We start from the raw sequence: 13,275 nt of genomic DNA on the forward strand, positions 1-13,275 counted from the left end.
ATGATGAAACGATGGTTGCAGCGCAGTTTACTCAGACAAATGGTTAGCTATTTCTCAGGCTTATCAGTTATTACCGTAAGCGTAGTGGCTATTGGCTCTTATTTTCACGCCCGCAGTTCTCTATCAACGGAAGTCGTCAACCGCCTCACTTTAGCAACACAACTAAAATCCTTGCAACTCCAAAAGTGGGTAGAAAATCAGTTGCGAGACATTCTGGTAGTCAGCCAAGATGTAGAAATTCAAGAGTTACTAGGTCAAATGTTGGCTGCCGATCCCAGTCAACCTGCTTATCAGAAAGCTTACGCTAATCTCAAAAAAAATATTGGGCGCATTGGTATTGTGAAGCCAAACTTAGGCAGCATTCGTGTTACTCGAAATAGTGGTTTTGTGATCTTCTCTTCCACTGATTCTAAACTTGAAGGAACCTATTTACCCTTGGGCGATCCTGCCACCTACTTTACAAGCGATCGCATTGATACAGTTGTCCCTAATTTTTATATTTCCCCACGCACCAACAAAGTTTCCATAACTGTCACCACATCACTTTTTGATGAAAATAATGTCAAAATGGGAGCTGTGACTGCCGATTTTAATCTAGATTACATTGACGCATTGATTCGCGATAATACGGGGTTGGGGGAGACGGGCGAAACCTATCTAATTGGCAAAGCTGGGACTAAAACCATTTTTGTGGCTGGCAATCAAGTGGAACCTAAAGATCCGTCACGAACAAAAGCGGTGAATAGCGATGGTATCGATCAAGCGATCAAGCAACAGAGTGGATTTGGCTTGTATAACAACTATGCAGGAATTCCTGTAGTCGGCGTTTATTGGTGGTTGCCTTCCCAAAACTTAGCATTAATCGCCGAAATCAACCAAGATAAAGCCTTTGCGCCAGCCGATCGCTTAGCCATTAATATTCTGATCTTGGGCTTTTTATCTTCTGGCATACTTCTCATCGCCATTTATCTGTTTTCCCGCCAAATCACCCGCCCGATTTTGGCGATTAATGCTACTGCCGCACGTTTGGCTGAGGGAGAGCTAAACCAAACCGCACCAATCATGACTGAGGATGAGGTGGGAGTCCTTGCCCAAACCTTTAACAAAATGGCAAAACAACTAGAAAGCTCATTCCACAAATTGGGAGAATATTCCCAAACCCTAGAGCAGAAAGTGGAAGAACGCACTCAGGAACTCTCTCAGACCTTAGCTCATCTGCAAACTACCCAAGCTGAATTGATTCAATCGGAAAAAATGGCAGCATTAGGACAGCTTACGGCTAGCGTGGCTCATGAAGTCAACACACCTCTAGGAGTGATTCGTAGTGCCACAGGCAATATTATCGCTACTTTGAATGTTTTACTGCCACAATTGCCTTTATTAATGCAGCGCCTGAATCCTAAACAACAGGATGCTTTTATCGCTTTGGTAAATACTTCACTTCAGCAACAGCAGTCTCTCTCAACCAAAGAAGAACGACAACTGCGACGACGATTGCAAACAGAACTGGATGCTTTGGGAACTGCTAATGCCCAAGAGATCGCCGACCAATTCGCCCTTCTACGGATAGAAACATCTCTAGAAGCCTATCAGCCCCTTCTGGAAGCGCCTGATTGCGATGAAATTTTACAGGTAGCTTATAGGCTGGTACAACAAAGCCAGAATGCCATTAGCATTCAACAGGAAGTCGATCGCGCCGCAAAGATTGTTTTTGCGCTCAAAACGTACAGCCATCGCAGCAGTGAAGCTGGGGAGAAAAGTCTGATCCAAATTAGTGATGGCATCGAAATCGCCTTAACGCTCTACCAAAGCCGATTGAAGCAAGGAATAGAGGTGATTCGTAAATATCAGCCAGTCCCATCTCTTCTCTGTGACCCAGATGCGCTTACACAGGTTTGGGTTAATTTAATTGACAATGCTATTTATGCGATCGGGAAAGAGGGGACTCTAGAAATTGCGATCGCCTCACAAGCAGGGCAAATAGTGGTTGAAATTACTAATTCAGGTGCGGCTATTCCTGATGAAATAATGCCGCGATTATTTGAGCCATTTTTTACAACTAAACCGAGAGGTGAAGGCAGTGGACTGGGCTTAGACATAGTGCGCCAAATTGTGCAGAAACATGGCGGTGATATTCAAGCAAGTAGCCAAATAGGAAAGACTAAATTCAATATAAGTTTACCTTTTGACTTCTTCCTTGACACCTGAATCTCTGTCTTTCAATGTAAGCCTTGCTTAGGACATAAAAACCAAAAGATGAGTGGCGGCGCTTCGCGCCGCCACTCATCTTTTGGTTTTTGATTTGTCCTAGCTATCTCTTGCATTGATATATAATTAATTTTCACTTCCGTAGCGAGTAAGCCCTGTTTTTAGGTGAGAATTTAACCTTCGCATACCTTTTTGAGAACTTGAAGCTATCTTGCAACACTTCTGGAATCAACTCATCATATAGGCTTATAAAAATGTTTGGTAGCATCAATGCTAATTATCGTAGAATCTTTACCTCGCTTGTGACTAGCTTTTTACTGTTCAATGGAGTTGGTTGTAATTCCAATAATCCAACTTCTAAAACAACTCAAACTGAAAATCAAATAGAAACTCTAGCAAAACAGCAAAGATTTGACGGAATTACGATCACAGTTGCTACCTTTGATAAACCAATTGGCGTAGGAGTCGAGCGCCGAGCAAGGGAATTTGAAAAATTGACGGGTGCTAAAGTCAATATGGTAAAGCTGCCGCTCAAAGATGTCTTTCCGTCCATGCAGCGAGAGTTTGCTAACAAAACTAATCAGTACGATGTCGTAGTTTTCTCACCTCAATGGATGGCTGACTTTGTCGTACCAGGATACCTAGAAAATTTAACACCTCTAGTAAAAGCCGATCGCCAACTGCAATGGGATGATATAGCACCCTTTTTTCGAGATTTTACCGCTACTTATCAGGGACAAATTTATGCTGTTCCAGTGGATGGAGACTTTCACATGGTTTACTATCGCACGGATTTATTAGAAAAAGCAGGAGTAACCCCCCCAAGAACTTGGGATGATTATGTAGCTGTTGCCAAAAAATTTCATGGGAAAGACCTCAATGCTGATGGGCAACCAGACTATGGTTCCTGCATGGCTAAACAGCCAAAGCATGTCAACCATCAACTTTTTTGGTCAGTCGCTAGTTCGTTTCTCCAAACTCAAGGAACGCAACAGGGCGGATTTTTTGACCGTGAAACCATGAAGCCATTAGTGAATAACGAGGCTTTTGCTAAAGCGCTTGATATTTATAAAGAAACGACTCAATACGCACCACTAGACGAATTAACTTTGAATCTCGATGGTGCAAGAAAGCTGTTTATGGATGGACGCTGTGCGCTGACCCTAGATTGGGGGGATACGGGGACGTTGGCGATCGATCCAGCCATCTCGAAAATCCCTGATAAATTCGGTGCATTAGTATTGCCAGGTAGCCAACAAGTTCTCGATCGCAAAACGGGCAAATTAGCAGCTTGTGACAAATTTCTTTGTCCCTATGCAATTGATGGAGTCAACCATGCTCCCTATGGGGCGGTCGGGGGATGGGTTGGAGGGATTAATGCTGCTGTCAAACCCGCCGTTAAAGAAGCTGGCTATGCGCTGATTTCCTACATTAGTCAACCTGCACAAGCAAATGTTGATGTCACGATTGGCATTACAGGCTTTAATCCATACCGCATTTCGCAGTTTACGAACCGCGAAAATTGGTTGAAGGCGGGTATGCAAGAGGCGGCTGTTAGTAAATACTTGGGTGGGATTTCAGTGAGTTTGAAAAATCCGAACATGGTACTAGATCTGCGCGTTCCTGAAAACGCTCTTTACCAGCGAGAAATTTTGGATAAGGCTCTAACGAAATTTCTTGCAGGGAAAATAACTCGTCAGGAAACAATGCAACAAATTGAGCAAGAATGGGAGAAAACAACAGATCGCGTCGGTCGAGCGTCTCAACTAAAAGCTTACCGATCCAGCTTAGGAGCTGAATAATCACAGGGAGAATAGTGATGTTTCGTTGGAATCTCAGTACTAAAGTTGTTGTGGCTTACTCAGGCTTAATTGCCCTGATGGCTGGGGCACTCACTACCACTCTTTACTGGCAATTTCGGACAGCCCATCAGCAAGCAATGCACGATCGCCTATTAGATTTGCTGAGTTTAACAGTACCGCTAATTGACAGCGACTATCATTCACTCACCTTAAGCTCCAAGGATACGGATAAGCCCTACTATACAATTAATCTCAAACGAATCCAAACAGTTCAAGCTACTACTAAAGGGGTCGAACGCATTTATACTCTACGTCCGCAAGGTAAGGGGAAATTCAACATTGTGTTACATTACGATCCCGACTCTAAACAATCAGTATCAGTGGGAGAAAGTCTCAAAGAATTAACGCCAATCCTCTTAAAGGAAGGTGCAACCCTATCTCAACCCAAAGTTGAGAATGATTTGTTAAAGAATGGAGATGATAAACCTGTGTTGTATGGGTATGCACCCATCAAAGATCAATTTGGTCGCTTAGAGGGAATTTTAGCGATCGAATTAGATGCCAGTTCGATCGTTCAAGCTAAAAACCTTGGCAGAGCGATCGCCTTAGGAATTTTCCTGATCATTTTAGCCTCAACGATCATCATCGTGCGTTGGTTAGCGCAATGGCTCATTGTCAAGCGGACTCTGCGCTTAAATGAAGCTGCTAAGAAGATTGCCAATGGAGAATGGCATCAATCTTTATCAACTGAAAGTGATGATGAATTGGGAGAGTTAGCCAAGTCTTTTAATGATATGGCGCAACAACTGGAAAGCTCATTTCTCAAACTGGAAGAATATTCCCAAACCTTAGAGCAGAAAGTGGAAGAACGCACCCAGGAACTCTCCCAGACTTTAGTGAATCTTCAAGCTACCCAAGCTGAACTGATTCAATCGGAAAAAATGGCTGCATTAGGACAGCTTACTGCGAGCGTAGCCCATGAAGTCAACACGCCTTTGGGAGTAATTCGCAGTGCCACAGGCAATATTATCGCTACTTTGAACATTTTACTGCCACAGTTGCCAATATTAATGCAACGCCTAAATCCTATACAACAAGCTGCTTTTATCGCTTTGGTAAATACTTCACTTCAGCAACAGCAGTCTCTCTCAACCAAAGAAGAACGACAACTGCGACGAAGATTGCAAACAGAACTGGATGCTTTGGGGCTGGTTGAGTCCCAAGAGATCGCCATTCAACTTACCCTCCTGCGGATAGAAACATCTCTAGAAGCCTATCAGCCCCTTCTGGAAGCGCCTGATTGCGATGAAATTTTACAGGTAGCTTATAGGCTGGTACAACAAAGCCAGAATGCCATTAGCATTCAACAGGAAGTCGATCGCGCCGCAAAGATAGTTTTTGCACTCAAAACCTACAGCCATCGCAGCAGTGAAGCTGGGGAGAAAAGCCTGATCCAAATTAGCGATGGCATCGAAATTGCCTTAACCCTATATCAAAATCGTCTGAAGCAAGGAATAGAGGTAATTCGTAAATATGAGCCAGTACCAGATCTTCTCTGTGACCCAGATGCACTTACACAGGTGTGGGTTAATTTAATCGACAATGCTATTTATGCGATCGATAAAACGGGTACTTTAGAAATAGCGATCGCAACCCAAGCAGGGCAAATAGTGGTTGAAATTACTAATTCAGGTGCGGCTATTCCTGATGAAGTAATGCCGCGACTATTTGAGCCATTTTTTACAACCAAGCCCAGAGGTGAAGGCAGTGGACTGGGCTTAGATATTGTGCGCCAAATTGTGCAGAAACATGATGGTAATATTCATGCCAGAAATCATTGCGGAGGGGTCGCGTTTTTGGTTATTATTCCTTTACCTGAAAGCACAAACCAGCGATTAGAAATTAGTTCCACTCAAGATTGAGAAGCCATTTAAGACTTGTACAGATCCGCCCACAGCCCCCCTTAAAAAGGGGGGAGAATCAAATTCCTCCCCCTTTTTAAGGGGGATTGAGGGGGATCTCTTAGAGTTTTTGACCGCAGGAAGTAATTCTTAAATAGTTTCTAAGGAGTAATTCTTAAATGATTTCTTAAATTAAATAACTACTGCATTTAAAATTATCTATTTTATCAACTCCGACTTTAGAAACATATGATGAATAAACTGACTATTCTTTGTGTTGACGATGAACGTAATATTCTGCTGATGCTGAGAAACCAGTTAATGCATTTTTTCTCAGATTGCAAGATTGAAATCGCAGAAAGTGGAGATGAAGCGTTAGAAGTTATTGAGGAAATATTATCTAATGGGGGTGACGTGGCTCTAGTAATTGCTGATCAGATTATGCCAAAGATGAAAGGAGATGAGTTTTTGATCGAACTCCATCATCGCCATCCTGAAATCCTCAAGGTAATGTTAACAGGGCAAGCCAATGTTGAAGATATTGGCAATGTCGTCAATCGAGGAAAACTCTATCGTTTTATATCTAAACCTTGGAACGAAACAGATTTGAGGCTAACAGTAGCCGAAGCTTTGCGGAGATATGAGCAAGAGAAACAACTTGTCAAACATCAGTTAGCCCTTGAGCAAACTAATCTAGAACTAATAGAGTTAAATGCAAATCTTGAGAGAGCTTATGTAGAACTCAAGAGCATTTCTAAATTAAAAGACGAGTTTCTTGCCATGATGAGTCATGAATTACGGACACCATTTAACTCGATTTTAGGCGTGTCAGAATGTTTGCTTGAAGAAATTTATGGTCAGATCAACCCTCGTCAAAAGGAGGCGATCTCCATCATTGAAAGTAGTGGTAACCATCTTCTGAAATTGATTAATGACATTCTATATTTATCAAAACTTACAACAGATTTAGTGAAACTTGATATCGAATCTGTAGCGATCGCCGATTTATGTAATTCCAGTTTAGACTATGTAAATCAACAGGCGCTCAAAAAGCAAATTCAAATCACGCTAAACATATCCACAGACATAAAATTCTTTGAAGCCGATCCGATTCAGATCAGGCAAGTATTAATCAACTTACTTAATAATGCAATTAAATTCACCCCCACTGGTGGCAAGGTCAGTTTGAATGTAAAGATAGACCGAGCACCAAGTAAGCTTGTATCCTCTTCTAATGCTACTAAGACATCAGATTCGTTAGAGCAGGTAGCTGATAATCAGGAAGTATTGAATGTTAACTCTTGGATTTATTTTGCAATTACTGATACTGGGCTGGGCATCGCCCCTAGCGATCACAACAGGCTATTTCAACCATTTTTACAGATTGACAGTGGGCTTAACCGTAATTATGAAGGCATAGGAATAGGGCTTGCAATAGTAAAGCAAATCGTCGAACTACATAATGGTTATGTTGATCTAAGCAGTCAGCTTGGTCAGGGCAGTTGCTTTACTGTGAGCATACCATTGAGGTCTTGAGTTATACCAATTCACAAAAGTGTGGCTAAACTTTTGTGAATTAAAAAACAAACCTAGTAAGGATTTTTAATTCGCAAAATGGCTACGCCATTTTGTATTTTGGTATTACTATCTAATTACAGTGCTGTGCAACGAAGAAAAAACATTTTTATAAAAAGTCAAAGTCAATGAATCACTATGTTAGGACTTACGCAAAAAAGCCTTAAAACCCACATTTTTTCGTAGGGGCAATTCATGAATTGCCCCTACATTTCGTCCTTTTTCGTAAGTCCTATATGTTTTTGTGGAGACAGCAGGCTTAGATTTTCGTCAATTTTGATTTTGGAGATTAGCAATGAGCAAACCAACCATCCTTTGTGTTGATGATGAACGTAATGTTCTCTTGACCCTTAGAAATCAATTAATGCAAGATTTTCCTGATTTTATGATTGAAATTGCGGAAAGTGCAGAAGAAGCTATAGAGGTTGTAGAAGATCTTCTAAGCAATGGGATAGAGATGCCACTTGTGATCGCGGATCAGATAATGCCTAGAATGAAAGGCGATCAGTTCTTGATTGAACTGAACGATCGCTATCCTAAAATCCTCAAAGTTATGCTCACTGGGCAAGCGAGCGCCGAAGAAGTTGGGAATGCAGTCAATCGGGGTAGTCTATATCGGTTTATGTCAAAGCCATGGAATAAACAAGATCTGCAACTAACGGTATCTGAGGCATTACGGAGTTATCAGCAAGCTCGCAAAATCGAGCAACAATACTTAGATCTCGAACAAGCCAAGTTAGAGCTAGAAGATCTAAATACCAGTTTGGAAAAGCAGGTACAAGATCGCACTCAACAACTACAGATTAGCGAAGAACGCTATCGTATAATTTCTGAAATTAGTCCCGTAGGGATTTTTAGCAACGATGCTAAAGGAAATTGCACATATGCCAATGCCAAAACCCTCCAAATCACTGGACTTAATAGCGAAGAAAATTTAGGTGATGGCTTGGGTAAAAACTTACATCCCGACGATCGCGTCTGGATGCATGAAGCTTGGACAAACTTTGTCGAACAGTCAAATCTGGGACATAATGTCGAATATTGCATCGAACATCGATATCTCAATCCTGATGGTTCAATCAAATGGGGCTTTGTACAAGCCGTTCCTGAACGCAATCTTAATGGTGATGTCGTCGGATTTGTTGGCTCAGTCTCTGATATTAGCGATCGCAAGAAGAATGAAGAATTAATAAGGCTAAGCGAACAAAAACAACGAGCCTTGATCGAAGCTTTGCCCGATCTAGTGATGCGGGTTAGTCGAGAAGGGATATATCTTGATTTCTACTCGACTAGTACTTTCAAAGTAATTGGAAAAGCTGGAGGCTTTGTCGGTACTCATATAAATGATACTCTCCCTCCTGAATTAGCCTCAAGACGTATGAATGCAATTCATAATGCTTTAACAACAAAGAAAATACAAATATACGAGCAAGAGATTTTAGTGGGGGGACTCTTACAAATTGAAGAATGTCGGGTGGTAGCTTGTGGCGAGGAGGAAGTTTTGATCGTGGGTCGTGATATCAGCGATCGCAAATTTGCTGAAATAGCTTTACGAGAAAGTGAATCCCATAAAGCCGCCTTAATTCGAGCTTTGCCCGATCTAATCATGCGAATCCATAAAGATGGAACTTATCTTGAATTCCATAGTACAGATAGCTTTAAAGTCTTTGGGGAAGCAGAAGACTTTGTTGGGAAACATCTAGATAAGAATCTATCTCCTAACGTAGTAGAACAAAGAATGAAGATGATCAATGAGTCTCTGGAAACTGGGGATATTCAAATTTATGAGCAAGAGGTATTAGTAGATGGTAAAAACCAAACTGAAGAAGTGAGAATTGTTCCTTATACAGATGATGAAGTTTTACTGTTAGTTAGAGATATTAGCGATCGCAAACAATCAGAATTAGCACTCCAAAGTTTATTGGAAGGTACGGCGGCGGTTACTGGGCAAGAATTTTTCCCAGAATTAGTTAAGCATATTGCGATCGCCCTTGATGTTTCCCATGTCTTCATTACCAAGGTGTGTGGAGAAAATCTAGAAACTGTAGCGTGGTATGCTGACAAACAGATTCAGCCTAATCTTACCTATCCAATTGCATATACTCCATGCGGCTCTGCTTTTCAAAATGGAATCTACACCTGCTCTTCCAGATTAAAACAGCTATTTCCTCTTGACGAGGATTTAGTAAAAATGGATGCTGATAATTATATGGGAATGGCCCTACAAAATTCAGCAGGTAAGAAGATTGGGGTGATTTGCGTATTAAATCACGAGCCTTTAGCTAATCCAAAACGAGCCGAACTATTACTTCGTATCTTTGGAGCACGGGCTTCTGCCGAACTAGAGAGAATGCAGGTGTTTGAAGATTTACAAATATTGAATACAGAGCTAGAGCAACGTGTACGGGAACGAACACAGGAACTGACAAAAGCACGTAACTTTTTAGAAGCAATTATTGAAAATTTACCAGTAGCTCTATTCGTTAAAAATGGCAGAAAAGAAAGATTTGGTGAATTTTTGCTGTGGAATAATACCTGCGAACTCATATTCGGCTGTAGTAAAGAGCAAGCACTTGGCAAATCAGTCTATGATTTTTTCCCAAAAGAGCAATCTGATTTCTTTAATGAGAAAGATCGTTCATCATTTGCGATCGGTAAAATTGAAGATATTCCTGAAGAACCAATTGACAGTTTGACTCTAGGTCGTAGGATTCTACATACGGTTAAAGTACCAATATTTGACGAGTATGGTAATCCTGACTATTTGATCTGTATTTCTGAAGATATTAGCGATCGCAAAGCCACGGAACTAGAACGCGATCGGCTTCTCCAAGAACTATCTCAACTCAATAAAAGTCTCGAACTTCGAGTCGAAGAACGAACTGCTGCACTTGTAAACGCCCAAGAGCGAATCATCGCCCAAGAAAAACTTGCCTCTCTCGGCACGCTCACGGCGGGTATAGCGCACGAACTGCGTAATCCCCTTAACTTTGTCATAAACTACGCACTAGGGTCAATTGAACTCAGTCAAGAATTGTTAGAAGCAATTGAACCTTTGCGTCCTTCTTTAGATTTTGAAACTTCAGATCTGGTCAAGACATTAATCGCCGATCTCCAAGAAAATGCCATGACGATTCGTACCCATAGCCAAAGAGCCGAAAATATTATCTTCAACATGATGCAACATGCTCGTACTGATGAGGCAAAAGCAAGCCCGCGACCAACTCAAATTAATGATTTACTCGACCAATCCTTAAAGTTGGCGTATCACAGTAAAAAAATACAAAATAGTAATTTTAACATCACGTTTCAGACCGACTATACCGCCGACTTGGAATTAGTTGATCTAGTCACGGGATCTATGAGCAGAGCTTTCATTAATCTCATTGATAACGCTTATGATGCCATGCGTCACCAAAAGGATCTTCTAGATCTCTCTAAAGACACAGAAAAATATCGTCCCATACTCAGCCTTTCGACTCGCAGTCTCGGCGATCGCGTCGAGATTAGGATTCGTGACAATGGCTGTGGAATTGCCCCTGAGATCCAAAACAAGCTCTTAGACCCTTTCTTTACAACTAAACCTCCAGGAGAGGGCACTGGGCTAGGACTTTTTCTTACTCACGATATAATCGTTAAGCAACATAAAGGTACTTTAACGATTAATCCAATTGCTAGTCAATTTACTGAAATAATTGTTACCATACCTTACAGATATACTTAAAAAATAAGCACCTAATTCCAAATCAAAATAATTTATAAACTGGTATTTAAGGATACCTACGCCAAGATTCAACTATGAAAGAAGGGACAAATTTAGTATTAGTCGTTGATGATGAGTTTGAAATTCAACGCCTGTTTAAGCAGATATTTAGAAAAAGAATTCGGAATGGAGAGCTAAGTTTTAAATTTGCTCAAAATGGGGTGGAAGCATTAGAGATTCTACGGGAATCCAATTCAATTGACATGATCTTGACCGATATCCAGATGCCAAAGATGGATGGATTAACCTTATTAACGAGCTTAGCAGAGTTTGAAAGCCCCCTGAAAGCTGTAGTTATTTCTGCATTTGGCGATATGAAAAATATTCGCATCGCGATGAATCGGGGAGCCTTTGACTTTTTGATGAAGCCCATTGACTTTGAAGATTTGGAAATTACAATTAACAAAACTCTAGCATTTGTTCACGATCTGAGAGCGCAAAAACAAAAGTTACAGTCAACTCTGGATCGACTCCATAGCTTAGTTTTCTACGATCAACTGACAGACTTAAGCAATCGCTATGGACTGCTCCAAAAAATTGCTAAAAGCATTGAACTAAAACGTTCAAAAGGAATTTCCTTCGCCATATTAAAACTGGATGTAGAACGCTATCCTATCATTAAGTCTGGTTTTGGTCATACTCTTAGCGATCGCCTCTTAGTTGAAATTGCTCATCGATTGGAAAACTGGGACATTCCATCTAAGGTTGTTGCCAGATTGGAAAACAATGAATTTGCGATACTGCTAGAGGATGTTGAGAATTTATCTGCTATTGAGAACTACATTGAACAGCTTCATCAACTCTTCAACCTTCCTGTTCAGCTTGAGGAGATTTGCATATCATCAAAGACTCACATAGGAGTGGTCACTAGCGATTTAGAAGGTAGCCAACCAGAGGATTTTTTGAGAGCTGCCGATACAGCCTTCGACTATGCAAGAAATGATAGGGAGGGGACGATTTTCTTTAATGATAGTATGCAACAGAAGGCTATCCATCGAGTAAACCTTGAAGTCAATTTGCAAGAAGCGATAGAAGCCAAGCAAATCTTAGTATACTATCAACCTATTTTTTCATTACAAACAGGAAAGATCAAAGGCTTTGAAGCTTTGGCTCGCTGGCTAACCCCAAATAAGAGATGGATTTCACCCCTAGAGTTTATTCCATTGGCAGAAGAAACAGGCTTAATTGTTCCATTAGGTCGTTGTCTTTTGTCAGAAGCTTGCGCTCAAATGGGGCGATGGAAACATCAATTTCCTGACATTTGCCCTGAAAGTATTAGCGTTAATTTATCGAGTTTACAACTAACTAATTCACAGCTATTGGAAGATATTGATCGCAGTCTCCTCTCCGCAGGCTTGAATGGGGAAAGCTTGAATTTAGAGATTACTGAAAGTGTTTTAATGGAAAATGTCAAAACTGCGATCAATGTTTTAGCACAACTGCGGAAACGCTCTATTGGACTTTCAATTGATGATTTTGGTACAGGTTATTCTTCTCTTTCTTATCTCCAATCCTTACCCATCACAGCCCTAAAGATTGATCGCTCGTTTATTAAAGATATTGACACAAATTCAAATAGCTTAGAAATTACTTCGATGATTATTAACTTATCTAATCAGTTGAAGTTGAAGGTAGTTGCTGAGGGGATAGACAAAGAAGCACATACTAACGTTTTGCGATCGCTTTCCTGTGACTATGGACAGGGTTTTCTGTTTTCTCCACCAGTTGATGCAACTGCTGCGACCAATCTAATCGCTGCTCAGAGTTTTACACCAAAGCACAAAATGGCGTAGCTATTTTGTGCTTTTATAGCTGTCGCCATCTGTATCAGAACAAATCAAAACCCAAATAGTGTGAGGCGGCGCTTCGCGCCGCCTCACACTATTTGGGTTTTATGTCCTAACAAGAATGGCGACAGCTATAAACCTACATTCAGCAGGTTATTTAAGACAAAAAATAATATTTACGAGAAGAGGCCCCGAGAAACTGCAAAATTAGATTTTGTCGATCAGTAAGCTTAATCTGA

At 41.0% G+C, this 13,275-nt stretch carries 6 protein-coding genes; all 6 read left to right on the forward strand.

Going from position 1 to position 13,275, the window contains the following annotated elements:
- Entirely contained in the window at positions 1-2,208 is a 2,208-nt protein-coding gene (locus H6G05_RS18710) for an ATP-binding protein (RefSeq protein ID WP_190580268.1), read from the forward strand.
- A 254-nt stretch (positions 2,209-2,462) separates the two neighbouring features.
- Positions 2,463-4,010 carry an ABC transporter substrate-binding protein gene (locus H6G05_RS18715; protein ID WP_190580270.1) on the forward strand — a complete coding sequence of 516 codons (1,548 nt, stop codon included), beginning with the start codon at positions 2,463-2,465 and terminating at the stop codon, positions 4,008-4,010.
- Positions 4,011-4,027: 17 nt separating this feature from the next.
- On the forward strand, positions 4,028-5,932 hold the full coding sequence (locus H6G05_RS18720; protein ID WP_190580272.1) for an ATP-binding protein: 1,905 nt from the start codon (positions 4,028-4,030) through the stop codon (positions 5,930-5,932).
- 228 nt (positions 5,933-6,160) lie between these two features.
- The gene (locus H6G05_RS18725) at positions 6,161-7,447 is read left to right on the forward strand and encodes a hybrid sensor histidine kinase/response regulator (protein WP_190580274.1); all 1,287 of its coding nucleotides are present in this window, start codon (positions 6,161-6,163) and stop codon (positions 7,445-7,447) included.
- 334 nt (positions 7,448-7,781) lie between these two features.
- On the forward strand, positions 7,782-11,210 hold the full coding sequence (locus tag H6G05_RS18730) for a PAS domain S-box protein (RefSeq protein WP_190580277.1): 3,429 nt from the start codon (positions 7,782-7,784) through the stop codon (positions 11,208-11,210).
- A 74-nt stretch (positions 11,211-11,284) separates the two neighbouring features.
- On the forward strand, positions 11,285-13,042 hold the full coding sequence (locus tag H6G05_RS18735) for a putative bifunctional diguanylate cyclase/phosphodiesterase (RefSeq protein WP_190580279.1): 1,758 nt from the start codon (positions 11,285-11,287) through the stop codon (positions 13,040-13,042).
- Positions 13,043-13,275 lie beyond the last annotated feature (233 nt).

It is taken from the genome of Phormidium tenue FACHB-1050, from assembly GCF_014696925.1.
Classification (GTDB): Bacteria; Cyanobacteriota; Cyanobacteriia; order Pseudanabaenales; family Pseudanabaenaceae; genus Pseudanabaena.

Bases quoted from the DNA above. Each gene is read 5' to 3' on its own strand.
- H6G05_RS18710 (WP_190580268.1), top strand. From the start codon at position 1: ATGATGAAACGATGGTTGCAGCGCAGTTTACTCAGACAAATGGTTAGC.
- H6G05_RS18715 (WP_190580270.1), top strand. From the start codon at position 2,463: ATGTTTGGTAGCATCAATGCTAATTATCGTAGAATCTTTACCTCGCTT.
- H6G05_RS18720 (WP_190580272.1), top strand. From the start codon at position 4,028: ATGTTTCGTTGGAATCTCAGTACTAAAGTTGTTGTGGCTTACTCAGGC.
- H6G05_RS18725 (WP_190580274.1), top strand. From the start codon at position 6,161: ATGATGAATAAACTGACTATTCTTTGTGTTGACGATGAACGTAATATT.
- H6G05_RS18730 (WP_190580277.1), top strand. From the start codon at position 7,782: ATGAGCAAACCAACCATCCTTTGTGTTGATGATGAACGTAATGTTCTC.
- H6G05_RS18735 (WP_190580279.1), top strand. From the start codon at position 11,285: ATGAAAGAAGGGACAAATTTAGTATTAGTCGTTGATGATGAGTTTGAA.